This is a genomic window from Cellulomonas sp. P1_G12_2 (assembly GCF_056405535.1).
Genome location: NZ_JBFUBX010000008.1, coordinates 12,783 through 36,266, shown reverse-complemented (window position 1 = coordinate 36,266; position 23,484 = coordinate 12,783). Strand labels below are relative to the sequence as shown.

Here is a 23,484-nt window from a genome sequence, read left to right as displayed (position 1 = left end):
CCGGTACCTGGTCAGTCCTAGCGAGCTTGCTGCCCGGCGCCGTGGGCATCGGCTCGTTGCGTCGGAACGTCGCACGCCATGTCGGCGTCGACGAAGAGTCGCAGCCGGTCGTCCGCTGCCAACGATGCCAGCGCCCACTCACGGCGGGCGGCGGTCGCGGCGGTCTCGACATGGTCTGCCGTCGACTCCAGTGCCTGTGCCTGCCGCATCAGCCGTTCGTCGTCGGGGGCGGCGGCTGCGGCGACGGCTGCGGCGTCGGCACCGTGGCGCGCCCTGCGTGCCGCGAGCAGCAGATGGGCGGCCCTGGCCCGGGCCACGTGCTCATGCCGACGCGCGCGGAGCTGCTCGGCGGTCGCGCTGGCGTGCGTAACGGTGCGGACCTGCTGCGTGGTGGTCATGTGGCTCGCCTCCCTGTCCACAACTACGGCAGACGGCACGCCAGCCTTGAGGGGCTTGGCCCGGACGCCATCGTCGTAGAGCGGCGGGCCGTCCAGCTCGCCGACGTCCGGCAGCTTCCCCGGGCGGCGCGGCCAAGACTGGCGCGTGGTACAGACCTCAGCCCGGCAGCACGAGCGTGCGCAGCGTCGCCGTCCCGATCTCGAGGGCGTCCCAGTCGGGAACCTCCAGCAGGGACCGGCTCGCGGTCGGCACCCCCACCCGCACGCGGGCCAGGGTGGCGGGGTCCGAGTCGGGACCGGCCAGCGCGACCGCCGACTGCGACATCGTCGGCTCGTGACCCACGACGAGCAGCGTGCGGACGTCGGCGGGCACCGCGCGCACGAGGTCGATGAGCGCGCGTGAGCCGGCGTAGTACAGGTCGTCGAGGTAGCGGACGTCGGGGTCCGCGCCGAGCGAGGCGCGGGCGAGGTCCCACGTCTGCCGCGTCCGCACGCTCGCCGAGCAGAGCACGAGGTCCGGCACCAGCTCGTCCGCCGCCAGGCCCGCGCCCACGCGTGCCGACTGGCGCCGACCGACCAGCGACAGCGGCCGCTGGATGTCCGAGATCAGGTCGGGGTGCTCGGCCTTGGCATGGCGCAGCAGGAGCAGTCGCCGGGTGCCTGTGTCGGGCCTCACCGGCTCAGAGTGCCATTCGGGGGCTCTGCGCGCAGCAGTGGTCACAGACCCATCGCGTGGTAGCCACCGTCGACGTGCACGATCTCACCCGTGGTCGCGGGGAACCAGTCCGACAGGAGCGCGGCGACCGCGCGGGCCGTCGGCTCCGGGTCGAACGCGTCCCACCCGAGCGGCGCGCGCTCCGGCCACCCGCCCTCCATGGCCTCGAAGCCGGGGATCGACTTGGCGGCCGTGGTGCGGATGGGGCCGGCCGAGACCAGGTTCACGCGGATGCCGTGCGGGCCGAGGTCGCGGGCCAGGTAGCGCGACGTCGACTCGAACGCGGCCTTGGCGACGCCCATCCAGTCGTAGACGGGCCAGGCGTAGCGGGCGTCGAACGTGAGACCGACGATCGCACCGCCCGAGCTCAGCAGCGGCTGGGACGCGACCGCGAGCGACTTGAGCGAGTACGCGCTGACCTGCAGGGCCGTCGCCACGTCCGCCCACTCGCCGGCCAGGAAGTTGCCACCCATCACGGACTGCGGCGCGAACCCGATCGAGTGCACGACGCCGTCGAGCGAGTCGAAGCCCGCCTCGCGCACCCGGTCCGCGAGCGCCGCCAGGTCGTCGGCGTCCGTGACGTCGAGCTGGAGCACCTGCGCCTCCTTCGGGAGGCGTCGCGCGATCGCCTGCGTGAGGCGGAACTGGCGGCCGAACGAGGTGAGCAGCACGTCCGCGCCCTCCTGCTGCGCCAGGCGCGCCACGTGGAAGGCGATCGACCCGTCCGTGAGGACGCCGGTGACCAGGAGCTTCTTGCCGTCGAGCAGACCCATGTGCGTTCCGTTCTCTGTGTCGCCGTGCAACAGGTGGGAGGTCAGTGGCCCATGCCCAGGCCACCGTCGACGGGGATGACCGCGCCGGAGATGTAGCCCGCCGCGTCGGACGCGACGAACTCCACGACGCCGGCGACCTCCTCGGGCAGCGCGAACCGGCCGAGCGGGATGGACTCGCGGTACGCCTTCTGCTTGTCCTCGGGCAGGGCGCGCGTCATGTCGGTGTCGATGAACCCCGGGGCGACGACGTTGGCGGTGATCGCCCGTCCGCCCAGCTCACGGGTGATCGAGCGGGCCATGCCGACGAGGGCCGACTTGGACGCCGCGTAGTTCACCTGGCCGGCCGACCCGTAGAGGCCGACCACCGAGGAGATGAAGATGATGCGCCCACGGCGGAGCCGGATCATGCCCTTGCTCGCGCGGCGCGCGCAGCGGAAGGCGCCGGTGAGGTTGACGTCGATGACGTCGTCGAACTCCTCGTCGGTCATCCGCATGAGCAGCTGGTCGCGGGTGACGCCCGCGTTGGCGACGAGGACCTCGACGGGACCGTGCGCGGCCTCGATCTCGGCGAACGCGGCGTCGACGCTCGCGGTGTCGCGCACGTCGCCGACCACGCCGAGGACGCCGTCCGGCAGGTCACCCGAACGGTAGATGGTGGCGACCTTGTCGCCGTTGGCCACGAACCGCTCGGCGATCGCCCGTCCGATGCCTCGGTTGGCCCCGGTGACGAGGACGCTGCGAGCGGTGGCTGTGTTGCTGGAAGTCTCAGGCACGGGACACGACGCTATCCGACGACTCCTGTGCGCCGCGGCAGGGTCCGCGCCCACGTTCGTCGCGCCGTGTTGTGGGACCTGGACAACACGTCTCCTCAGCGCCGCCACAGGCTCACCGGACTACGATCAGGTAGTGAGCAGCATCCGTCGGCGACCGGACCTCCCCTCGGAGGAGGTCCCCAGCATCACCAGCGCGCCCGAGCCGCTCGCGGACGACCTGGCGCGTCGCCAGAAGCGCTACCTCGTCCAGATGGGGATCCGGATCCTGTGCTTCGCCGGCGCCGTGCTCACCTGGGGCCGGATCCCGATGTGGGCGTCCCTGCTGCTGATCGTCGCCGCCGTGGTCCTGCCCTACTCCGCCGTGCTGTTCGCCAACGCGGGGCGGGAGCGCCGCGACTCGGACGGCACGTTCATGGCCGCGCGCGAGATCGGTCCCGGCTCGGGAGCACCCCGCGGTCTCGGTCCCTCCGACAACCCGGACGGTCGCGCGTGAGTCTGTTCGCCCCTGTTCCCGACGCCGTCGACGAGCTGATCTGCAGCGGCCGCGGCTGCCGCGCGGACGCCACCTGGGGGTTGCTCTGGAACAACCCGAAGCTGCATACGCCCGAGCGCCGCAAGGTCTGGCTCGCGTGCGACGACCACCGGGAGCACCTCAGCACGTTCCTCGACGCGCGCGGCTTCCTGCAGAGCGTGGTCCCCGTGGCGGAGCTCGAGTCCGCTCCCCGGTCATGAGCCCAGCGGCACGCCGCGCCACCGGCCTGGTCCTCGTCGGGCTGGTCCTGGCGGTCACCTGCACGCTGCTCGGCCGGTGGCAGTGGAACCGGCACGTGTGGCGCGACGGGGCGATCGCCGTGGTCGAGGCCAACTGGTCGGCCGACCCCGTGCCCCTGGGCACCGTGCTCGACTCCCCCGGCAGCACGCTCACCGACGCGGACGTCTGGCGTCGGGTCACCGTGGTCGGGCACTACGAGCCCGACGGCACCGTGCTGCTGCGCAACCGGCCGGTGGACGGTGCTCCCGCGTACCACGCGCTCGTCCCGTTCGTCGTGGAGGACGCCGAGGCTCCCGCGCTGTCCGGGAGCGTGCTCGTCGTCGACCGTGGCTGGGTGGAGCCCGGCGCGGACGGGAGCGTCGACGTCGTCCCGCCCGCGCCCCCCGAGGGCACGATCACGCTGACCGCGCGGCTGCGGCACGACGAGCCGGCATCGAACCGCACCGCACCGGTGGGACAGGTCCAGGCGATTGCCGTCGACCAGGTGCTCGAGGCCGGTGGCGTCCAGGGTCGGTCGGTCGACGCCTATGTCGCGATGACCGCCGAGGATCCGTCCGTCTCCCCGGTCCCCGGACAGCTCCCCGCGCCGAGCACCGACCCGGGCTCGCACCTGTCCTACGCGTTCCAGTGGTGGACGTTCGCGCTCGGCGGGCTCGTCGCGTTCTGCCTGGGCGCTCGCCGCGAGCTGCGGGACGAGCGGGCCGCGCGCGAGGGTGAGCCCGCGGACCCGACGCCGGCCCCGGTGACCACCGCCTCGGGCGTCGAGCTGTGGCCCACCCGGGACACCCCCCGACCGCGTCGCGCACCGACGGCACCGGACGTCCCCCACCGCCGCGGCGGGCGCGACGAGGACGCCGAGGACGCGCTGATCGACGCCCAGCTGGGTCGATCGGACCCACCGGACGCGTCCTAGGCGAGCGCGATGAGGTCCAGGTACGCCGGGTTCCAGAGGTCCTCGTCGCCGTCGGGCAGCAGCAGCACCCGCTCCGGGTCGAGCGCCGCGACGGCACCCTCGTCGTGCGACACCAGCACCACGGCGCCCGAGTAGCCGCGCAGCGCCGCGAGGATCTCCTCGCGGGAGGCAGGGTCGAGGTTGTTCGTCGGCTCGTCCAGGAGCAGCACGTTGGCGCTGGAGACGACCAGGGCGGCGAGCGCGAGCCGGGTCTTCTCCCCGCCGGACAGCACCCGGGCGGGCTTGTCGGCGTCGTCGCCCGAGAACAGGAACGAGCCGAGCACGGACCGCACCTGGGTCTCCGTGAGGTCGGGCGCGGCGGACTTGAGGTTCTCCACGACCGTGCGCTCGAGGTCGAGCGTCTCGTGTTCCTGGGCGTAGTAGCCGAGCTTGAGCCCGTGCCCGGGGCGGACCTCGCCGGTGTCGGACTTCTCGATCCCCCCGAGGATGCGCAGCAGGGTGGTCTTGCCGGCGCCGTTGAGGCCGAGCACGACGACCTTGCTGCCGCGGTCGATGGCGAGGTCGACGTCCGTGAAGACCTCCTGCGACCCGTAGGTCTTGGACAGGCCCGACGCGGTCAGCGGGGTCTTGCCGCAGGCTGCCGGCTCCGGGAACCGCAGGCGCGCGACCTTGTCCGACGCGCGGACCTCCTCGAGCCCCGACAGCAGGCGCTCGGCGCGGCGCGCCATGTTCTGCGCGGCGACGGTCTTGGTGGCCTTGGCGCGCATCTTGTCGGCCTGCGCCATCAGGGCGGAGGCCTTCTTCTCGGCGTTGGCGCGCTCCCGGCGGCGGCGCTTCTCGTCGGTCTCGCGCTGCTGCAGGTACGCGTCCCAGCCGAGCGCGTACTGGTCGAGCTGGGAGCGGTTGGCGTCCAGGTGGAAGACCTTGTTCACCGTGGCCCGCAGCAGGTCGGCGTCGTGGGAGATGACGACGAACCCGCCGGAGTAGGTGCGCAGGTAGTCGCGCAGCCACAGGATCGAGTCGGCGTCGAGGTGGTTGGTCGGCTCGTCGAGCAGCAGCGTGTCGACGCCCGAGAACAGGATCCGGGCCAGCTCGACGCGGCGGCGCTGGCCACCGGAGAGCGTGCCGATCGTCTGGCCGAGCACGCGCTCGTCGAGCCCGAGGTTCGACGCGATCCGGTGCGCCTCGCTCTCGGCGGCGTACCCTCCGGCCGCGTTGAACCGGGCGTCGAGGCGCGTGTACCGCTCCATGGCCTTGTCGCGCAGGTCGTCATCGGTGCTCGCCATCGCACCCTCGGTCACGCGCATCGCGCGGACGATCTCGTCGAGACCGCGCGCGGAGAGCACCCGGTCCATGGCGAGCGCGTCCAGGTCGCCCGTGCGGGGATCCTGCGGGAGGTAGCCGACCTCCCCGGACCGGACGATCTGGCCGCCGGTGGGCTGCGTCTCCCCCGCCAGCGTCTTGGTGAGTGTGGTCTTGCCGGCGCCGTTGCGACCGACCAGACCGATCCGGTCGCCGGCCGCGATGCGGAACGACGACTCCTCGAGCAGCACGCGTGCGCCGATGCGCAACTCGACAGCCTGGGCAGTGATCACTTGACGGTTTCCTCCGAGTTCGCCGCGCTGGCGTTGGCCGCGGGCACAAACGCCAGCAAGTCTACTTGCGGCTAGCGTGGCGTCCGGTCGCAAGGGGATTGATGACGCACCCCGGACCCGCGGGATCGCACCGCACTCGCCACGACTATCGAGGGGTAGCCATGACCAGCGCACCTGAGAACGAGACCGCCGCCGCACTTCCCGCCCCGGTCGCCCGCACCTCCGTCTCCACGGATGTCGCGCTGATCTCCACGTTCGCGGCGTTCATCGCGGTGTGCGCGATCCTGCCCGGCATCCCGACCCCGTCCGGCGTGCCGATCACCCTGCAGACGTTCGCCGTGATCTTGGCCGGCCTCGTGCTCGGCTGGCGTCGCGGCGGTCTCGCCGCGCTGCTCTACGTCGCCCTCGGGCTCGCGGGGCTGCCGATCTTCTCCGGCGGCGTCGGCGGGGTGGCCGTCCTCGCCGGAGCCTCGGTGGGCTACCTGCTGGCCTTCCCGTTCGCCGCCGCCCTCGCGGGCGTCCTCGGCGGCGTCGCGCTGCGGCTCGCGCCCCGGCTCCAGGCGTCACGGTTCGCCGCGCGGCTCGGCGACTGGGCGGTGCGCACGACGTCGGCGTGGCGGTACCCCCTCCTGGTGCTCGCCGGACTCGGCGCGAGCTTCCTGACGATCCACCCGGCCGGCATCGTCGGCCTGATGGCTCGCCTGGGGATCTCGTTCGGCGAGGCCCTGGCCATCGACGTCGTGTACTGGCCAGGGGACGTGATCAAGAACCTCGCCGCCGCGGCGGTGGCGGTCGCGATCTTCAAGGCGTTCCCCGACATGCTGCGCTCCCGCCGCTGACCTGGCCCATGATCGCGCTCGACGACGTCCTCGTCACCGCGTACAGCCCTGACCCGGACGGCGGTGCCGACCGCATCGTCCGGCTGCTCGGGCCGGTGACCCTGGAGCTCACCGAGCGTCGCATCGCGATCGTCGGCGCCAACGGCTCGGGCAAGTCGACCCTGGCCCGGCTGCTCAACGGCCTCGTGCTGCCCTCGTCCGGCACCGTGCGGGTGGACGGCCTCGACACCGCGCGCGACGGGCCCGCTGTCCGCCGCAAGGTCGGGTTCGTGTTCACCGACCCGGACGCCCAGCTCGTCATGCCGACGCCGGTCGAGGACGTAGCCCTGTCGCTGCGCCGCCTGCCGCTGACCGCTGCCGAACGCGACGTCGCCGCGCGGGCGGCACTGGCCCGGTTCGGGCTGGCCGAGCGCGCCGAGGTCCCCGTGCACGCGTTGTCCGGGGGCCAGCGCCAGCTGCTCGCGCTCGCCTCGGTCCTCGCGACGGAGCCCGCGGTGCTGGTGTGCGACGAGCCGACGACGCTGCTCGACCTGCGGTGGCGCGGCGTGGTCGACCGGCTGCTGGACGATCTCGACCAGCAGGTGATCACGGTGACCCACGACCTCGACGCCGCGCTCCGGGCCCAGCGCGTCCTCGTGGTCGACGGGGGCGCCGTGGTGTTCGACGGGGACCCGGCGGAAGCGGTCGCGTCCTACCGGGCGCTGATGCAGGTGCCGACGTGAGCGGGCCGATCAGGCCGCCGTGGGCAGGACCCCTCGGCCTGTACCACCCTGGCACCACCGTCATCCACCGCGCGCCGGCCGGGTTCAAGCTCGCGTGCCTGGCGCTCTTCGCGGTCGCCGTCGTCGCCGTCCGAGGACCTCTGTCCGCGCTGGCCTTCCTGGGTGTCGCCCTGCTCGCGCAGCTGGTCGCTCGTCTCCCGTGGCACCGGACCACCCGCGGACTCGTCCCCGCGCTCCTCACCGCAGCGCTGATCGGTCTCTACCAGTGGTGGGCGCGCGGCTGGGCCACCGCCGTGGAGGTCGCCGTCGACCTGGTGGCCCTCGTGCTCCTCGCCGCGGTCGTCACGGCCACCACCCGGGCGGACACGCTCCTGGACGCGCTCGCCCGTCTCGCGCGCCCGCTCCGGCACGTCGGCCTGCGCCCCGAGACGTTCGCCCTCGCGGTCGGCCTCTTCCTGCGCACCATCCCCGTGCTGGCCAGGATGTCGCTCGAGACACGTGACGCGGCTCGAGCCCGCGGCCTCGACCGGGACCCGCGCGCGATCCTCGTCCCGGCCGCGGTCCGCATGGTGGCCCACGCCCGGGCCACCGGCGACGCGCTCGCCGCCCGAGGCCTCGACGGGCACTGATCACCCGCTCTCGACGGGCGGACGGACCCGCCCCCGGCTAGGTTGCCTGCGTGACGTTCCAGGAGGGTGGCAGCTTCGGTGGCGGCCGCGTCCGCAAGGGCGGCGGCGGCAAGGTCGCAGTGGGCGGCGGTGCGATCGGCATCCTCGCGCTCGTCGTCTACCTGTTCACGGGAGTGGACCTGTCCGGAGTCACCGGTGGCGCACAGCAGCCCGCGCCGGAGACCGGGGAGACCGTCGGCGAGTGCACCGCCGAGCAGGCCAACACGGACCGCGAGTGCCTGTACAGCGCGACACTCGACTCGCTCGACACGTTCTGGGGCGCGACCATCCCGGCCGCCGGCGGCCAGTTCAGCATCCCCGAGGCGGTGTCGTTCAACGCCGCCGTCAGCACCGGCTGCGGCAACGCGTCGAGCTCCACCGGGCCGTTCTACTGCCCGCCGGACGCCACGATCTACGTGGACGTCTCGTTCTTCGACCAGCTGGCCCAGCTCGGCGCCGAGGACGGCCCGCTGGCCGAGCAGTACGTGATCGCGCACGAGTACGGCCACCACATCCAGCAGATCACCGGCGTGATGGACCAGGCCGACCGCCAGGGCGCCGGCGCGGACTCCGACTCGGTCCGGGTCGAGCTGCAGGCGGACTGCTACGCCGGCATGTGGGCCGGGAACGCGGCGACGACCGTGGACCCGGACACCGGCGTCACCTACCTCGAGCCGATCACGACGGCGCAGCTCCAGAACGCCCTGGGCGCGGCGGAGGCCGTCGGTGACGACAACATCCAGGAGCAGTCCGGCGGTGGCGTGAACCCGGACTCGTGGACCCACGGGTCGAGCGAGCAGCGGGAGCGCTGGTTCACCACCGGCTACGAGCAGGGCACGCTCGCCGCCTGCGACACGTTCGCCACCGACCAGCTCTGAGGCCTCAGGGGCGAGTGCGCCCCACACGGAGCACGACGAGCGCTGCACCGGCCATGCTCAGGGCGACGGCCAGCATCGCGACCCCGTTCGAGCCACCCGACGTGTTCAGCGCCGCGGCATCGACGAGCACCGGCCGGAGCACCGACGCGGCGGAGTGGGCGGCGAATCTGCCTGCCCCCACCAGGGCCAGGAACAGCGCGGCCACGCAGAGGAGCACGGCGACGACGCCCGCCCTGCGCTTCACCCCGTGCCGCCGAGCCACCGCCGCACCGACGGCGACGATCACGAACCCCGCGCCGAACGACCCCAACGCGGCCTCCCGCAGCACGTTGTTGGCGGCGCCCGGCACGTCGGCGAGCATCCAGCCGACGCTCCCGATCGACTGCGCGATGGCGAGCACCGCGACCCCCGTCGCAGCCGTCACCGCGCTGACGACCACGGCATCGGCGCGCATCCGGAACGCGATCGGGGCGGTCGCGACGTTGCCCTCGAGTGCTCTCACACCCCCAGGATGCTCCATCGAGCTCCCCGCCGACCGCTGTTCGGGCACGCAGAAGCCCCGGTCAGCACATTGGCTGACCGGGGCTCCGGAGACGGCGACCCTAGATGTTGAAGCCCAGGGCACGCATCTGCTCGCGGCCGTCGGGCGTGATCTTCTCGGGGCCCCACGGCGGCATCCACACCCAGTTGATGCGGAACCCGTCCACCAGGCCCTCGAGCGCCTGCGCCGACTGGTCCTCGATGACGTCGGTCAGCGGGCAGGCCGCCGACGTGAGCGTCATGTCGATGACGGCCGTGTTGGTCTGGTCGATCGTCAGCCCGTAGACCAGGCCGAGGTCGACGACGTTGATGCCCAGCTCGGGGTCGATGACGTCGCGCATGGCCTCCTCGACGTCGGCCACCGTGATGGGGGCGGGCGAGGGTGTGTCCGTGCTCATGAGTTCTCCCGTGCGCCGGTCTTGATGAGTGCGTCGGTCAGCGCCGCCCAGCCGAGCAGGGCGCACTTGATCCGCGCGGGGTACTTGGCGACGCCCGTGAAGGCGGTCGCGTCGCCGAGGGAGTCCTCGGCGTCGTCGTCGAGGCCGTTGCCGCGCGTCTGCATGAGCGCGCGGAACGTGCCGCCGAGCTGGTCCACGGTGGCGAGGTCGTTGCCGACCACCAGGTCGTGCAGCACCGAGACCGAGGCCTGCGAGATGCTGCAGCCCTGCCCGTCCCAGCGCACGTCGCGGACCACACCCGTGTCGTCGAGGTCCACCTGCAGGGTCACCTCGTCGCCGCAGGTCGGGTTCACCTGGTGCGACTCGCCCGTGTGCAGGTGCAGGTCCCCCGCCACGCCCAGCCCCTTGCCGTGCGGGAACTTCGCGTGGTCCAGGATGACCTGCTGGTACAGCTGCTCCATCGATCCCGTGCTCATGACACCTCCAGACCGAAGAACGCCCGGACCCCCGTCAGTGCTTCCCGGAAGACCTCGATCTCCTCGTCGGTCGTGTAGACCGCGGCGCTCGCCCGTGACGTCGACGCTACGCCGAACCGGCGGTGCAGGGGCTGCGCACAGTGGTGACCCACCCGCACGGCCACGCCGGCGTCGTCGAGGACCTGGCCGACGTCGTGCGCGTGCACGCCGTCGACGACGAACGAGACGGTCGCCAGGCGGTCGCGCGTGTCGGTCGGGCCGATCACCCGCACGCCCGGCACCGAGGCGACCGCGTCGAGCAGCAGTCCGGCCAGGTGCGCCTCGTGCGCGGCGACGGCGTCCATGCCCAGCTCGGCCAGGTACGACGCCGCGGCGCCCATCCCGACGGCCTGCGACACCATCTGCGTGCCGGCCTCGAACCGCTGCGGCGGCGGCGCGTAGGTGGTCGACTCCATGGTGACGACCTCGACCATCGACCCGCCCGTGGTCACCGGCGGCATCGCCTCGAGCAGCTCGCGCCGCCCGTACAACGCGCCGACGCCCGTGGGCCCGAGCATCTTGTGCCCCGAGAACGCCGCGAAGTCGACGCCCAGGGCAGACAGGTCCACCGGCAGGTGCGGGACGGACTGGCAGGCGTCCAGGACGGTCAGAGCGCCCACTGCGCGGGCGCGGGCGACGAACGCCTCGACCGGCGTGATCGCACCCGTGACGTTCGACGCGTGCGTGAACGCGAGCACCTTGGTGCGGTCGGTGACCACCGTGTCCAGCTCGTCGACCCGGATCCGCCCGTCGTCGTCCACGCCGAGCCACCGCAAGGAAGCCCCCGTGCGCAGAGCGAGCTCCTGCCACGGCACGAGGTTCGCGTGGTGCTCCGCCTCGGTGACCACGATCTCGTCGCCCGGGCCGAGGGCGAACTGGCGTGCGGCCGCTCCCCCGCGGCCGAGCGACGCGTTCGACATCGCGTAGGCGACCAGGTTGATCCCGGCGGTCGCGTTCGACGTCCACACCAGCGACCCCGGCGACACCCCGACGAACGACGCCACCCGGTCGCGGGCGTCCTCGAACGCCTCGGTGGCCTCCTCGGCGAGCTGGTGGGCCCCCCGGTGCACGGCCGCGTTGCGCTGGGTGTAGAAGTCCTGCTCGGCGTCGAGGACGACCTCGGGCTTCTGCGAGGTGGCCCCCGAGTCGAGGTACACCAGCGGCCGCCCGCCGCGCAGGGTGCGTGCGAGCAGCGGGAAGTCCGCGCGCACGGCAGCCAGCTCGGACGCGTCGAGCGTCCGCGCCGCGCTGTCGAGGGTGCTGGTCACCGTGGGCCTCAGAGAACCGTGGCGCTCGACAGGAAGCGGTCGTAGCCCTCGTTCTCGAGGCGGTCGGCCAGCTCGGGCCCACCCTCCTCGGCGACCTTGCCGTCCACGAACACGTGCACGAAGTCCGGCGTGATGTAGCGCAGGATCCGCGTGTAGTGCGTGATCAGCAGGACTCCGACGTCCGGGTTCTCCTTGACGCGGTTCACGCCCTCGGACACGACGCGCAGCGCGTCGACGTCGAGGCCCGAGTCGGTCTCGTCGAGGATCGCGAACTTCGGCTTGAGGAGCTCCATCTGCAGGATCTCGTGGCGCTTCTTCTCGCCGCCCGAGAAGCCCTCGTTGACGGACCGCTCGGCGAACGCCGGGTCCATGCGCAGGTCGTCCATGGCCTTGCGGACGTCCTTGACCCAGGTGCGCAGCGGCGGCGCCTGGCCGTCGATCGCGGTCTTGGCGGTGCGCAGGAAGTTGGACACGCTGACCCCGGGGACCTCGACCGGGTACTGCATGGCCAGGAACAGGCCGGCGCGGGCGCGGGCGTCGACGGACAGCGCGAGGACGTCCTCGCCGTCCAGCGTCACGGTGCCGCTGGTGACGTGGTACTTCGGGTGGCCGGCCAGCGAGTAGGCCAGCGTCGACTTGCCGGAGCCGTTCGGGCCCATGATGGCGTGGGTCTCGCCGCTCGCGACGGTCAGGTCGACACCGCGCAGGATCTGCTTGGCGCCCTCCTTCGTCTCGACGCTGACGTGCAGGTCGCGGATCTCCAGGGTGGACATGCTGTTCCTTCCGGGCTTCTTCAGAGCGGGGCGTCGACGTCGACCAGCACGCGCTGGCCGTCGACGGTCACGGGGTAGACGGGGACGGGCTGGACGGCGGGCGGGCCGGTGGGCTTGCCGGTGCGCAGGTCGAAGCGGGAGCCGTGGAGCCAGCACTCGATCGTGCAGCCCTCCACCTCCCCGTCCGACAGCGAGACGGCGCCGTGCGAGCAGATGTCGCTGATGGCGTGGAGCTCGCCGGCGGAGTCACGCACCAGCGCGACCTCGACCGTGCCGTGCTCAGCCTCGAGCTCCACGCGGAGGGTGCCCTCGACGGGCACGTCCTCGTCGTAGCAGGCCAGCTGGGCGCTCATGCACGCTCCGTCGTGAGGGACACCTCGGAACCCTCGACGTGGCCGCCCTCGGACAGGGCGTCGAGCACGCTCATCGACTTCTCGAGCTCGCGCTCGATCGCCTCGATGAGACGCTCCTCGATCGACGGGACCCCGATCTCGTGGATGAGCTCGGCGAAGAAGCCGCGCACCACGAGCCGACGCGCATCGGTCTCCGGGATGCCGCGGGCCCGCAGGTAGAAGAGCTGCTCGTCGTCGAACCGGCCGGTCGCGCTCGCGTGGCCGGCACCCTCGATGAGACCGGTCTCGATCTCGAGGTTGGGCACCGAGTCGGCGCGCGCACCGTCGGACAGGACCAGGTTGCGGTTGAGCTCGTACGTGTCGGTGCCCTCGGCCGCCGCGCGGATGAGCACGTCACCGACCCACACCGTGTGCGCGCCCTCGCCCTGCAGCGCGCCCTTGTACGTGACGCGCGAGATGCAGTTGGGCACCGCGTGGTCGACGAAGAGGCGCTGCTCCTGGTGCTGGCCGGCGTCGGCGAAGTAGAGGCCGACCATCTTCACGTTCGCGCCCTCGCCGACGAACTCGGCGTCGGGGGTGATCCGCACGACGTCGCCGCCGAGCGTCACCGCGATGTGCTTGACGGTGGCGTCGCGGCCGATGCGCAGGCGGTGGGAGGAGGCGTGGATCGAACCCTCGGCCCAGTCGTGAACCGTGACGACGGTCAGGTGCGCGCCCTCGTCGGCGACGATCTCGACGGTCTCCGTCAGCGCCGCGTGGCCGACGTGGTCGATGACGACGACGGCCTGCGACAGCGGCTCGGCGTGCACCAGGAGGTGCGTCGCGCTCGGCTCGAGCGACGCCTCGTGCGTGCCGGCACCCTCGACGCCCTCGATGCGGATCGAGGTCACCTCCGAGGCGACGGCCTCGCGCGGGATCGTGACGATCGTGGCGCGCGGGAACGACGCCCACGCGACGGCCGCCGTGCGGTCGCCGGGCTCACCGGCCTTGCCGAGGCGGGCGTCGTCGCGCTCCACGATCTCGACCTGCACCTCGGGCGCCTCGACGACCGTGGTGAGCACGCCGTGGCCGCTCAGCACACCGTCCGTGTCGGCGGCGAACAGCGGGGCGAGCCGACCGACGGGGGCGAAGCGCCACTCCTCCTCGCGCCCGTTGGGCACCGGGAAGTCGGCCACGTCGAACGACGTCGGGCGAGACGCACGGGAGGCTTCGGGCAGCGGCCCGACCCCGTGCGAGTGGCTCCCGTCGGCAGTGGCCTTGGAGTGGTCCGTCGACAGGGAGTCTGTTGCGGTCGTCATCAGCCGACGGCCCCTTCCATCTGCAGCTCGATGAGGCGGTTCAGCTCGAGGGCGTACTCCATGGGCAGCTCACGGGCGATGGGCTCGACGAACCCGCGCACGATCATGGCCATGGCCTCGGTCTCGGGCATGCCTCGGGACATCAGGTAGAACAGCTGGTCCTCGCTCACGCGCGACACGGTCGCCTCGTGGCCCATCGACACGTCGTCCTCACGGACGTCCACGTAGGGGTACGTGTCCGAGCGGGAGATCTGGTCGACCAGCAGGGCGTCGCAGAGCACGTTCGAGGCCGAGTGGTGGGCGCCCTCGAGCACCTGGACCAGTCCGCGGTAGGACGTGCGGCCACCGCCGCGCGCGACCGACTTGGAGACGATCGAGCTGGAGGTGTGCGGCGCGGCGTGCACCATCTTGGCGCCGGCGTCCTGGTGCTGGCCGGCACCGGCGAACGCGATGGACAGCGTCTCGCCGCGCGCGTGCTCGCCCAGCAGGTAGATGGCCGGGTACTTCATGGTCACCTTGGAGCCGATGTTGCCATCGACCCACTCCATGGTGGCGCCCTCGGCGGCGGTCGCCCGCTTGGTCACGAGGTTGTACACGTTGTTCGACCAGTTCTGGATGGTCGTGTACCGGACGCGCGCGTTCTTCTTGACGATGATCTCGACGACCGCGGAGTGCAGCGAGTCGCTCGAGTACACCGGCGCGGTGCAGCCCTCGACGTAGTGCACGTACGAGCCCTCGTCCGCGATGATCAGCGTCCGCTCGAACTGGCCCATGTTCTCGGTGTTGATCCGGAAGTAGGCCTGCAGCGGGATGTCGACGTGCACGCCCGGCGGCACGTAGACGAACGAGCCGCCCGACCAGACGGCGGTGTTGAGCGAGGCGAACTTGTTGTCCCCGGGCGGGATGACCGAGCCGAAGTACTGCTCGAAGATCTCCGGGTGCTCGCGCAGCGCGGTGTCGGTGTCGAGGAAGATGACGCCCTGCTCCTCGAGCGACTCCTGGATCTGGTGGTAGACGACCTCGGACTCGTACTGCGCGGCGACGCCGGCGACGAGGCGCTGCTTCTCGGCCTCCGGGATGCCCAGGCGGTCGTAGGTGTTCTTGATGTCGTCCGGCAGGTCCTCCCAGCTGGTGGCCTGCTTCTCCGTGGAGCGCACGAAGTACTTGATGTTGTCGAAGTCGATGCCCGACAGGTCCGAGCCCCACCAGGGCATGGGCTTCTTGTCGAACAGGCGCAGCGACTTCAGGCGCGTCTTGAGCATCCACTCGGGCTCGTTCTTGAGCGCAGAGATCTCCCGGACCTTGGCCTCGGACAGGCCGCGGGTCGCGGTCGCGCCGGCCGTGTCGGCGTCGTGCCAGCCGTAGTTGTAGTTCCCGATGGAGGCGATGGCCTCGTCCTGGGTCATCTGCGGCGCGTTGGCCGCAGTGCTGTCGGTCTGTGCACTCATGCTTGATGTCCTTCCACGGAGAGCACGGGGTGGGCAGAGGCGTTCGTGTGGGTGGCGTTCGAGATCGGGATGTTCGTGGTGCAGACGTGGCCACCGCCGGCCAGCGTCGAGAGGCGCTGCACGTGCACGCCGAGCAGGCGGGAGAACGCCCGCGCCTCGGCCTCGCAGAGCTGGGGGAACTCGTGGGCGACGTCCTGCACGGGGCAGTGGCCCTGGCACAGCTGCATGGCGGCTCCACCGGGGGCGGGCCGCGCCGTCGCCGCGTAGCCGTCGGCGGCCAGACCGTCGGCGAGCGCACGCACGCGCGCCGCGACGTCCGGTCCGGCGGCGGCGACGGCCCCGGCGTGCCGCTCCTCGAGCTCGCGCACCCGCTGCTCCGCGAAGCCCTGGACGGCCTGGGTCCCGGCGGTCTCGGCGAGGAAGCGCAGCGCCTGGCTGGCCAGCTCGGAGTACCGGTGCGACAGCGCGGCCTGGCCGCGGTTGGTCACCACGTAGCGGCGTGCGGGACGGCCGCGACCCTTCGGGCCGTTGGCGGCGTCGTGCACGGCGATCTGGTCGGTGGACTCGAGCACGCCCAGGTGGCGACGGATTCCGGCCGGAGCGAGGTCCAGCTGCGCGGCGAGCTCGGCGGCCGACACCGGGCCGGCGGCCGCGATGATCTGCAGCACGCGCTGGCGGGTGCCGGCGTCCGGGTCCGGGCCGGTCGCGTCGGGCAGGAGGTGGTCGACCGCGGGCAGCGTCGCGTTCATGCTCACCTCCGTCGGATCTCGTCGGGCACAGCAGCCGCGCACGGGACGTACGACAGGGGCTGCGATATTGGCAACATCCTTGTTGTCAATATCCATCCCCGCAAGCAAGGTGAGCCTTCGCTCGGGGTCGCGTCCCTCACATCAGGTGACGTCCGCGAGCGCCCTAGACTTCCCTCTCGTGCCCGACTCCCCCGCGCTCGAGATCTCCGGGCTCGTCAAGCGCTACGGCGGCCGTGCCGTCGTCGACGGGCTCGACCTCGTCGCCCACCGCGGTCAGGTGACCGCCGTCCTCGGGCCCAACGGTGCGGGCAAGACCACGACGATCGAGTGCTGCGAGGGCCTCCGGGAGCCCGACGGCGGCTCGGTACGCGTGCTGGGCCAGGATCCGCTCGCCCACGCTCGCGACCTGCGGCCCCGGGTGGGCGTCATGCTCCAGGACGGTGGGCTGCCGACCGGCGTGAAGGCGCACGAGATGCTCGCGCACGTCGCGCGGATGTACGCCGATCCGCGGGACCTGGGCGAGCTGTCGGAGCGGCTCGGGCTCGGAGCCTTCGCGGGCACCACGGTCCGACGACTCTCCGGGGGCCAGCGCCAGCGCCTCGCGCTCGCCGCCGCGATCGTCGGCCGGCCCGAGGTCGTCTTCCTCGACGAGCCCAGCGCCGGCATGGACCCGCAGACCCGGCACGCCGTCTGGGACCTCGTGCGCGAGCTGCGTGACGAGGGCGTCGCCGTGGTCCTCACCACGCACCTCATGGACGAGGCCGAGGACCTCGCCGACCACGTCGTCGTGGTCGACCACGGACGCGTGATCGCCGAGGGCTCGGTGTCCTCACTCGTCTCGTCCGCCGACGACCGCACCCTGCGGCTCGAGACCACGCCCGGGCTCGCCCTGCACGACGCGCTGGGCACGGGCTTCGACGTCACCGAGCCGCGCGACGGTTCCTACACGGTCACCGGTGCCGTCGACCCCGACGCGGTTGCGGCGGTGACGGCCTGGCTGGCCGCGCAGGGGGCGCTGGCCACCCGGTTGACCGTCGGACGGCGCACCCTCGAGGACGTGTTCCTCGATCTGACCGGACGGACGCTGCGATGAGCGCCGCGGCCCCCGCGTCCCAGCGCGTCCTGGCGCAGACCGCGTTCGAGGCGCGCGCCATCCTGCGCAACGGCGAGCAGCTGCTCGTCACGATCATCGTCCCGGTCCTGGTGCTCGTCGGTCTGTCGAGGGTCACCGCGATCGAGCTGGACACCGGCGGCGCCAGCCGGATCGACTTCCTCACGCCCGGCATCCTGGCCCTCGCGGTGATGACCTCGTCGTTCACCTCGCAGGCCATCGCGTCCTCGTTCGACCGCCGCAACGGGGTGCTCCGTCTGCTGTCCACCACACCCCTCGGTCGCGGCGGGCTGCTCGCGGGCAAGGTGCTGGGCGTCCTCGTGGTCGAGCTCGTGCAGGTCGTCGTGATCGGCGCGGTCGCCCTCCTGCTCGGCTGGCGCCCCGACCCCGCGGGCATCGCCCTGGCCGTCGTGGCGATCGTCCTGGGCACCGCTGCCTTCACCGCGCTCGCGCTGCTCGTCGCCGGGACGCTGCGCGCCGAGGCGGTCCTCGCCCTCGCCAACCTGCTGCTGCTCGTCCTCGCGGTCGCCGGCGGGGTCGTCATCCCCGCGAGCCAGCTGCCCGGCCCGATGGCCCACGTCGCCCTGCTGCTCCCCTCGGGCGCGCTCGGCGAGGCCATGCGCGAGACGCTGATGCACGGCGTCCTGCCCCCCTGGTCGGTCGTGGTCCTCGTCGGCTGGACCGCCGCCCTGGGCTGGGGCGCGAGCCGGCTGTTCCGCTGGCACTGAGCGCTGTGACGAGCCTCGCCCGCGGGCCGGTCCGGCGCGCGGTGGCCGGACCGTAGGCTGGTCGTCGTGAGCTCGTCCCCTGCCCTCGACACCCGCCCGTCGACCCTGGACCGGTTCCGCGACCGGTGGACCTGGACCGCCGTGGTCGCCAACCTCGTCGGGCAGATCGTCATCATCGTCACCGGCGGCGCGGTGCGGCTCACGGCCTCCGGCCTCGGGTGCTCCACGTGGCCCCAGTGCGAGCCCGGCCAGTTCACCCCTCAGCTGCACAGCGCGACGTCGTTCCACCCGTACGTCGAGTTCGGCAACCGGACCGTGAGCGTGCTGCTCGTGGCCGTCGCCGCTGTCGTGGCCGTGCTGGTGGTCCTCGACCGGCGCCGCCCGTGGTCCTTCCGACGACTCGGCCTGGTCCCCGTGGTCGGCGTGCTGATCCAGGCGGTCATCGGCGGGATCACCGTGCTGGTGGACCTGCACCCCGCGATCGTCGGCAGCCACCTGCTCATCTCGATGGCCCTCGTCGCGTTCTCGGCGTGGCTGGTCGTCCGCACCCGCGAGGGCGACGGCCCGGCGGTCCCGCTGGTGGACCGCACGACGACGATCGTCGTCCGGGTGCTCGTCGCGCTCACCGCCGCGGTGCTCGTCCTGGGCGTGGTCGTCACCGGCGCCGGGCCGCACTCGGGCGACGACGAGGTCGGCTACCGGTTCGACGTCGACCCCTGGACCATGTCGAAGCTGCACGCGGCCTCGGTCTGGGCGTTCGTCGCCGTGCTCGTCGTCGTGCTGGTGCTCCTGCGCCGCCGCGGGGTCACCGGGCGCCCCTGGACCACCGGGCTGGTGCTCCTCGCCGTGACCCTCGGCCAAGGCGCCATCGGGTACGTCCAGCTGTTCACCGGCCTGCCGATCGCGCTGGTCAACCTGCACATGCTCGGCGCGGCGCTGCTCGCGACCGCGGTGACGTTCTTCGTCGGGAGCCTGCGCACGCGCGACGCCTGACCAGGTTCGTCCTGGTATCTGCTGTTGTCGTGTCGGTGGTCTCTCCTAGCCTCGAACCATGGCAGACGCGATCACCGCTCAGGGACTCGTCAAGCGCTACAAGACCGTCACGGCCCTCGACGGGGTCGACCTGGCGGTGCCCACCGGCTCCGTGCTGGGGCTCCTCGGCCCCAACGGGGCGGGAAAGACGACCATCGTCCGCATCCTCACCACGCTCCTGCAGCCCGACGCCGGGTCCGCGACCGTGGCCGGGGTGGACGTCCTGACCAAGCCGCGGGACGTCCGACGCCGCATCGGCCTGTCCGGCCAGTACGCCGCCGTCGACGAGTACCTCACCGGCTTCGAGAACCTCGACATGATCGGCCGGCTGTACCACCTGGGGGCCAAGCGCTCCCGGGCGCGGGCACGGGAGCTGCTCGCGTCGTTCCGGCTCGAGGACGCCGCGGACCGCCCGTCCAAGACCTACTCCGGGGGCATGCGGCGGCGCCTCGACCTGGCCGGCGCGCTCGTGGCGGACCCGCCGATCATCTTCCTCGACGAGCCGACCACCGGGCTGGACCCGCGCGGACGCACAGAGATGTGGGAGGTGATCCAGAACCTCGTCGCCGGCGGCACGACGTTGCTGCTCACCACGCAGTACCTCGAGGAGGCCGATCTCCTGGCCGACGACATCGTGGTCATCGACCACGGACGGATCATCGCGCAGGGCACGGCCGACCAGCTCAAGATGCAGGTCGGCGGCGAGCGGCTCGAGCTCACGGTCCGCGACCCGGTGACGCTGTTGAGAGCCCGCGACCTGCTCGAGCCCCTCGGGGTGGGCAAGGCGGCGTTGGACGAGGGCCGCCGCACCCTGCTGATGCCGATCAGCGGTGGAGCGCAGGTGCTCACCGAGGCGCTGCGCGTCCTCGACGACGCGCAGATCGGTATCGACGACGTCGGGCTGCGCCGGCCCACGCTGGACGACGTGTTCCTGTCGCTCACCGGGCACGCGAGCGAGGACGAGGACGCCGGCCCCGAGGAGTCACCGCCGCCACCGCCTGCCGCACCCACCGGACCGGGCCGTCACGCGGCCGCCGCCCACGAGTCCTCCACCGGAGGTGCCTGATGGCCGCGCCCACCGTGTTCTCGGACAGCTACGTCGTCGCCAAGCGCAACATCATCAAGATCAAGCGCGTCCCCGACCTGCTGGTCTTCACCACGCTCTCCCCGATCATGTTCGTCCTGCTCTTCGCCTACGTGTTCGGCGGTGCGATCGACGTGCCCGGCGGCGCCGACGCCGACGCCTACCGCGAGTTCCTCATGGCCGGGATCTTCGCCCAGACGGTCATCTTCGGCGCCACCATCACGGGCGCCGGTCTGGCGGAGGACATCAAGAAGGGGATCATCGACCGGTTCCGGTCGCTGCCCATGGCGCCGTCAGCCGTGCTGACCGGCCGCACCATCTCGGACGTGGCCAACAACATCCTGGTGCTCATCGTCATGTCGCTGACCGGCCTGCTGGTGGGCTGGGGCATCCACAGCTCTTTCGGCGAGGCGGCGCTCGGCTTCCTGCTGCTGCTGATCTTCTCGTACTCGATCTCGTGGATCATGGCGTGGCTGGGGATGCTCGTCCCGAGCGTCGAGGTGTTCAACAACGCGACGTTCATCGTGATCTTCCCGCTGACGTTCGTCGCCAACACGTTCGTGCCGCTCGAGACGCTGCCCGCACCGCTGCAGACGTTCGCCGAGTGGAACCCGGTGTCGGCCGTCACCCAGGCGTCCCGCGAGCTGTTCGGCAACATCCCGGAGGGGGTGCCGACGCCGGACGCCTGGCCCCTGCAGAACCCGGTCGTCTACACGCTGATCTGGTCGGCGATCTTCATCATCGTGTTCGTCCCGCTGGCCAACCTCCAGTACCGGCGCTCCACCAGCCGCTGAGCATCGGCGGTGCCGACCCCGGCACCGCCGACCCTCAGAGCGTCACGGCCTCCAGCGTCGACCACCCGCGCGCACGCGCAGCCGCCGCGGCGAGCACGCCGGTGACGGCCGTCGGGCTGTGCAGGTGCCCGGACAGCGCCGCGTCCACGGCGTCGTCGAGCGGGACCCAGACCGGCACCATCCCGGCCTCCTCGTCCGTCCGCGTGTGCAGGTCGGCCTGCGCCACGGGCCGCAGGTCGCGGGCGAGGAACACCCGGATCCGCTCGTTCGAGCCGCCGGGCGTGGTGAAGAAGTCCACGAGCCGCCACCAGGAGCCGGCCACCAGGTCGGCCTCCTCGGCGAGCTCGCGCGCGGCGGCCACGGCGAGCTCCTCGTCCGGGACGTCACGCAGCCCGGCGGGCGGCTCCCAGAGCTCGGAGCGCACCGGGTGCCGGTATTGCGAGAGCAGCAGCACGCGGTCGTCGTCGTCGAGCGCGATGACCGCGACCGCCCCGGGATGAACCACATACTCGCGGAGCACCTGCGTCTCGCCGAGGTCCACCACGTCGCCGACCAGGTCGAAGATCTTCCCCGCGTGGATCACGTCGTGCGACACGACCGGGCGGGGGGCCTCGACGTCAGCGAGCATCAGGACTCGTCGCCGCGCTGCGCCAGAGCGGCCTCGACGAGTCCGGCGAACAGGGGGTGCGCCCGCGTCGGCCGCGACTTGAACTCGGGGTGCGCCTGGGTGGACACGTAGTACGGGTGCACGTCCTTCGGCAGCTCGACGAACTCGACCAGCGAGGTGTCGGGCGAGACACCGGAGATGACCAGGCCGGCGTCCTCGAGCTTGTCGCGGTACGCGTTGTTCACCTCGTAGCGGTGCCGGTGCCGCTCGGACACGCGGGTCGCCCCGTAGGCCTCGGCGACCACCGACCCGGGGGTCAGGACCGCCTCGTAGGCGCCCAGGCGCATGGTGCCACCGAGGTCACCGTCGCCGCCGACGATCGCGAGCTGCTCGGCCATCGTGGCGATCACCGGGTGCGCGGGGTCGGCGTCGAACTCGGAGGACGACGCGCCCTCGAGCCCGAGGACCGTGCGGGAGTACTCGATGACCATGCACTGCAGACCCAGGCAGATGCCGAGCGTCGGGACGAGGTTCTCGCGCGCCCAGCGCAGCGCGCCGAGCTTGCCCTCGATGCCGCGCACGCCGAACCCGCCGGGCACGAGCACCGCGTCCACGCCCTCGAGCGCGAGCCGGGCACCCTCGGGCGTCTGGCAGTCGTCGGAGGTGACCCACCGGATGACGACCTTGGTGTCGTGGTGGAAGCCGCCGGCGCGCAGGGCCTCGGTGACCGACAGGTAGGCGTCGGGGAGGTCGATGTACTTGCCGACGAGCGCGACCTCGACGCGGTGCGCGGGCTGGTGGACGCGGTGCAGCAGCTCGTCCCAGCCCTTCCACTCGACGTCGCGGAACGGGAGGCTGAGCCGCTGCACGACGTAGGCGTCGAGGCCCTCCGAGTGCAGGACGCGGGGGATGTCGTAGATGCTCGGCGCATCCTTGGCGGTGACGACACCCTCGATGTCGACGTCGCACATGAGCGCGATCTTGCGCTTGGTGGAGTCCGGGACGTCACGGTCGGCGCGCAGCACGATCGCGTCGGGCTGGATGCCGATGCTGCGCAGCGCGGCGACCGAGTGCTGGGTCGGCTTGGTCTTGAGCTCGCCGGACGGGCCGATGTACGGCACCAGGGAGACGTGCAGGAAGAAGCAGTTGTCGCGGCCCAGGTCGTGACGCACCTGGCGGGCAGCCTCGAGGAACGGCAGCGACTCGATGTCTCCGACCGTGCCGCCGATCTCGGTGATGATCACGTCGATGTCGGAGTTCGCCTGCTGGCGCATCCGGGTCTTGATCTCGTCGGTGATGTGCGGGATGACCTGCACCGTGTCACCGAGGTACTCGCCACGCCGCTCCTTGGCGATCACCTGCGAGTAGACCTGGCCGGTGGTCACGTTGGCCGAGCCCACGAGGTCCACGTCCAGGAACCGCTCGTAGTGGCCCACGTCGAGGTCCGTCTCCGCACCGTCCTCGGTGACGAAGACCTCGCCGTGCTGGAACGGGTTCATGGTGCCCGGGTCCACGTTGAGGTACGGGTCGAGCTTCTGCATCGTGACGCGAAGGCCACGGGAGCGGAGGAGTCGGCCGAGGCTGCTCGCCGTCAGGCCCTTGCCGAGGGAGGAAGCGACACCCCCGGTGACGAAGATGTGCCGGGTCGTGGAATCCGACCGCCCGGAGAGTCGATGCGCGCGCTCTGTCACGGGATTCCAACCTACCTGACGAATGCCAGGTCCCGGAGCACGACGCGGG

The 23,484-nt window shown here is 72.0% G+C and carries 28 protein-coding genes; 12 read left to right on the top strand and 16 right to left on the bottom strand.

Annotated features, from left to right (window positions below; genetic code table 11):
- Positions 1-17: 17 nt before the first annotated feature.
- From AC1DXT_RS18775 to fabG, 4 genes are all read right to left on the bottom strand, one after another.
- Positions 18-398: a hypothetical protein gene (locus AC1DXT_RS18775; RefSeq protein ID WP_477062812.1), complete on the bottom strand. Its 381-nt coding sequence runs from the start codon at positions 396-398 to the stop codon at positions 18-20.
- A 157-nt stretch (positions 399-555) separates the two neighbouring features.
- Positions 556-1,074 (bottom strand): SixA phosphatase family protein, encoded by a 519-nt coding sequence (locus tag AC1DXT_RS18770; RefSeq protein WP_477062811.1) that lies wholly within the window; start codon positions 1,072-1,074, stop codon positions 556-558.
- Positions 1,075-1,115: 41 nt separating this feature from the next.
- Positions 1,116-1,886: an enoyl-ACP reductase FabI gene (gene fabI, locus AC1DXT_RS18765; RefSeq protein WP_477062810.1), complete on the bottom strand. Its 771-nt coding sequence runs from the start codon at positions 1,884-1,886 to the stop codon at positions 1,116-1,118.
- Between the two features lie 41 nt (positions 1,887-1,927).
- A complete protein-coding gene (fabG, locus tag AC1DXT_RS18760; protein WP_477062809.1) occupies positions 1,928-2,659 on the bottom strand; it encodes a 3-oxoacyl-ACP reductase FabG in 732 nt (243 codons plus the stop codon).
- A 133-nt stretch (positions 2,660-2,792) separates the two neighbouring features.
- Here fabG and AC1DXT_RS18755 point away from each other — a divergent pair, with 133 nt between their 5' ends.
- The 3 genes from AC1DXT_RS18755 to AC1DXT_RS18745 are packed head-to-tail and all read left to right on the top strand — an operon-like array spanning position 2,793 to position 4,344.
- Complete coding sequence (locus AC1DXT_RS18755; protein WP_477062808.1) at positions 2,793-3,152, top strand: DUF3099 domain-containing protein; 360 nt, start codon at positions 2,793-2,795, stop codon at positions 3,150-3,152.
- On the top strand, positions 3,149-3,391 hold the full coding sequence (locus AC1DXT_RS18750; RefSeq protein WP_477062807.1) for a hypothetical protein: 243 nt from the start codon (positions 3,149-3,151) through the stop codon (positions 3,389-3,391). Before AC1DXT_RS18755 ends, AC1DXT_RS18750 begins: the two co-directional genes overlap by 4 nt.
- On the top strand, positions 3,388-4,344 hold the full coding sequence (locus tag AC1DXT_RS18745) for an SURF1 family cytochrome oxidase biogenesis protein (RefSeq protein WP_477062806.1): 957 nt from the start codon (positions 3,388-3,390) through the stop codon (positions 4,342-4,344). Before AC1DXT_RS18750 ends, AC1DXT_RS18745 begins: the two co-directional genes overlap by 4 nt.
- Here the strand turns inward: AC1DXT_RS18745 and AC1DXT_RS18740 are convergent.
- Positions 4,341-5,939: an ABC-F family ATP-binding cassette domain-containing protein gene (locus AC1DXT_RS18740; protein ID WP_477062805.1), complete on the bottom strand. Its 1,599-nt coding sequence runs from the start codon at positions 5,937-5,939 to the stop codon at positions 4,341-4,343. The two genes, AC1DXT_RS18745 and AC1DXT_RS18740, sit on opposite strands and share 4 nt — an antisense overlap.
- 161 nt (positions 5,940-6,100) lie before the next feature.
- Here AC1DXT_RS18740 and AC1DXT_RS18735 point away from each other — a divergent pair, with 161 nt between their 5' ends.
- Genes AC1DXT_RS18735 through ypfJ form a run of 4 tightly spaced genes read left to right on the top strand, consistent with a single transcriptional unit; the run spans position 6,101 to position 9,046 of the window.
- Complete coding sequence (locus AC1DXT_RS18735; RefSeq protein WP_477062804.1) at positions 6,101-6,778, top strand: biotin transporter BioY; 678 nt, start codon at positions 6,101-6,103, stop codon at positions 6,776-6,778.
- Between the two features lie 8 nt (positions 6,779-6,786).
- Positions 6,787-7,500, top strand: coding sequence for an energy-coupling factor ABC transporter ATP-binding protein (locus tag AC1DXT_RS18730; protein ID WP_477062803.1), 714 nt, complete (start codon positions 6,787-6,789; stop codon positions 7,498-7,500).
- The gene (locus AC1DXT_RS18725; RefSeq protein WP_477062802.1) at positions 7,497-8,129 is read left to right on the top strand and encodes a CbiQ family ECF transporter T component; all 633 of its coding nucleotides are present in this window, start codon (positions 7,497-7,499) and stop codon (positions 8,127-8,129) included. The genes AC1DXT_RS18730 and AC1DXT_RS18725 overlap by 4 nt, the downstream gene beginning before the upstream one ends.
- Before the next feature lie 50 nt (positions 8,130-8,179).
- Positions 8,180-9,046: a KPN_02809 family neutral zinc metallopeptidase gene (ypfJ, locus tag AC1DXT_RS18720; RefSeq protein ID WP_477062801.1), complete on the top strand. Its 867-nt coding sequence runs from the start codon at positions 8,180-8,182 to the stop codon at positions 9,044-9,046.
- Between the two features lie 4 nt (positions 9,047-9,050).
- Here the strand turns inward: ypfJ and AC1DXT_RS18715 are convergent, their stop codons facing one another.
- From AC1DXT_RS18715 to AC1DXT_RS18675, 9 genes are all read right to left on the bottom strand, one after another.
- Positions 9,051-9,548, bottom strand: a complete 498-nt coding sequence (locus AC1DXT_RS18715) for a hypothetical protein (protein WP_477062800.1) — start codon at positions 9,546-9,548, stop codon at positions 9,051-9,053.
- 100 nt (positions 9,549-9,648) lie between these two features.
- Positions 9,649-9,984, bottom strand: coding sequence for a metal-sulfur cluster assembly factor (locus AC1DXT_RS18710; protein ID WP_056093855.1), 336 nt, complete (start codon positions 9,982-9,984; stop codon positions 9,649-9,651).
- The gene (sufU, locus tag AC1DXT_RS18705; RefSeq protein ID WP_477062799.1) at positions 9,981-10,460 is read right to left on the bottom strand and encodes a Fe-S cluster assembly sulfur transfer protein SufU; all 480 of its coding nucleotides are present in this window, start codon (positions 10,458-10,460) and stop codon (positions 9,981-9,983) included. The genes AC1DXT_RS18710 and sufU overlap by 4 nt, the downstream gene beginning before the upstream one ends.
- Positions 10,457-11,767: a cysteine desulfurase gene (locus AC1DXT_RS18700; RefSeq protein WP_477062798.1), complete on the bottom strand. Its 1,311-nt coding sequence runs from the start codon at positions 11,765-11,767 to the stop codon at positions 10,457-10,459. The genes sufU and AC1DXT_RS18700 overlap by 4 nt, the downstream gene beginning before the upstream one ends.
- Before the next feature lie 8 nt (positions 11,768-11,775).
- Positions 11,776-12,540 (bottom strand): Fe-S cluster assembly ATPase SufC, encoded by a 765-nt coding sequence (sufC, locus tag AC1DXT_RS18695; RefSeq protein WP_477062797.1) that lies wholly within the window; start codon positions 12,538-12,540, stop codon positions 11,776-11,778.
- A gap of 20 nt (positions 12,541-12,560) precedes the next feature.
- Complete coding sequence (locus tag AC1DXT_RS18690; protein WP_477062796.1) at positions 12,561-12,893, bottom strand: non-heme iron oxygenase ferredoxin subunit; 333 nt, start codon at positions 12,891-12,893, stop codon at positions 12,561-12,563.
- Entirely contained in the window at positions 12,890-14,191 is a 1,302-nt protein-coding gene (gene sufD / locus AC1DXT_RS18685; RefSeq protein ID WP_477062795.1) for a Fe-S cluster assembly protein SufD, read from the bottom strand. The genes AC1DXT_RS18690 and sufD overlap by 4 nt, the downstream gene beginning before the upstream one ends.
- A complete protein-coding gene (sufB, locus tag AC1DXT_RS18680) occupies positions 14,191-15,639 on the bottom strand; it encodes a Fe-S cluster assembly protein SufB (RefSeq protein WP_057211635.1) in 1,449 nt (482 codons plus the stop codon). Before sufB ends, sufD begins: the two co-directional genes overlap by 1 nt.
- Positions 15,636-16,388, bottom strand: coding sequence for a helix-turn-helix transcriptional regulator (locus AC1DXT_RS18675; RefSeq protein ID WP_477062794.1), 753 nt, complete (start codon positions 16,386-16,388; stop codon positions 15,636-15,638). The genes sufB and AC1DXT_RS18675 overlap by 4 nt, the downstream gene beginning before the upstream one ends.
- A gap of 178 nt (positions 16,389-16,566) precedes the next feature.
- On the opposite strand from AC1DXT_RS18675, the gene AC1DXT_RS18670 reads away from it, so the two are divergent.
- From AC1DXT_RS18670 to AC1DXT_RS18650, 5 genes are all read left to right on the top strand, one after another.
- Positions 16,567-17,481, top strand: a complete 915-nt coding sequence (locus tag AC1DXT_RS18670; RefSeq protein ID WP_477062793.1) for an ABC transporter ATP-binding protein — start codon at positions 16,567-16,569, stop codon at positions 17,479-17,481.
- A complete protein-coding gene (locus AC1DXT_RS18665) occupies positions 17,478-18,227 on the top strand; it encodes an ABC transporter permease (RefSeq protein ID WP_477062792.1) in 750 nt (249 codons plus the stop codon). Before AC1DXT_RS18670 ends, AC1DXT_RS18665 begins: the two co-directional genes overlap by 4 nt.
- A gap of 66 nt (positions 18,228-18,293) precedes the next feature.
- On the top strand, positions 18,294-19,220 hold the full coding sequence (locus tag AC1DXT_RS18660; RefSeq protein WP_477062791.1) for a COX15/CtaA family protein: 927 nt from the start codon (positions 18,294-18,296) through the stop codon (positions 19,218-19,220).
- Between the two features lie 58 nt (positions 19,221-19,278).
- Positions 19,279-20,325: an ATP-binding cassette domain-containing protein gene (locus tag AC1DXT_RS18655; RefSeq protein WP_477062790.1), complete on the top strand. Its 1,047-nt coding sequence runs from the start codon at positions 19,279-19,281 to the stop codon at positions 20,323-20,325.
- A complete protein-coding gene (locus AC1DXT_RS18650) occupies positions 20,325-21,137 on the top strand; it encodes an ABC transporter permease (RefSeq protein WP_477062789.1) in 813 nt (270 codons plus the stop codon). Before AC1DXT_RS18655 ends, AC1DXT_RS18650 begins: the two co-directional genes overlap by 1 nt.
- A gap of 34 nt (positions 21,138-21,171) precedes the next feature.
- Here the strand turns inward: AC1DXT_RS18650 and AC1DXT_RS18645 are convergent, their stop codons facing one another.
- Positions 21,172-21,765, bottom strand: coding sequence for an NUDIX domain-containing protein (locus tag AC1DXT_RS18645; RefSeq protein ID WP_477062788.1), 594 nt, complete (start codon positions 21,763-21,765; stop codon positions 21,172-21,174).
- Positions 21,765-23,435, bottom strand: coding sequence for a CTP synthase (locus tag AC1DXT_RS18640; RefSeq protein ID WP_477062787.1), 1,671 nt, complete (start codon positions 23,433-23,435; stop codon positions 21,765-21,767). The genes AC1DXT_RS18645 and AC1DXT_RS18640 overlap by 1 nt, the downstream gene beginning before the upstream one ends.
- Between the last annotated feature and the right edge of the window lie 49 nt (positions 23,436-23,484).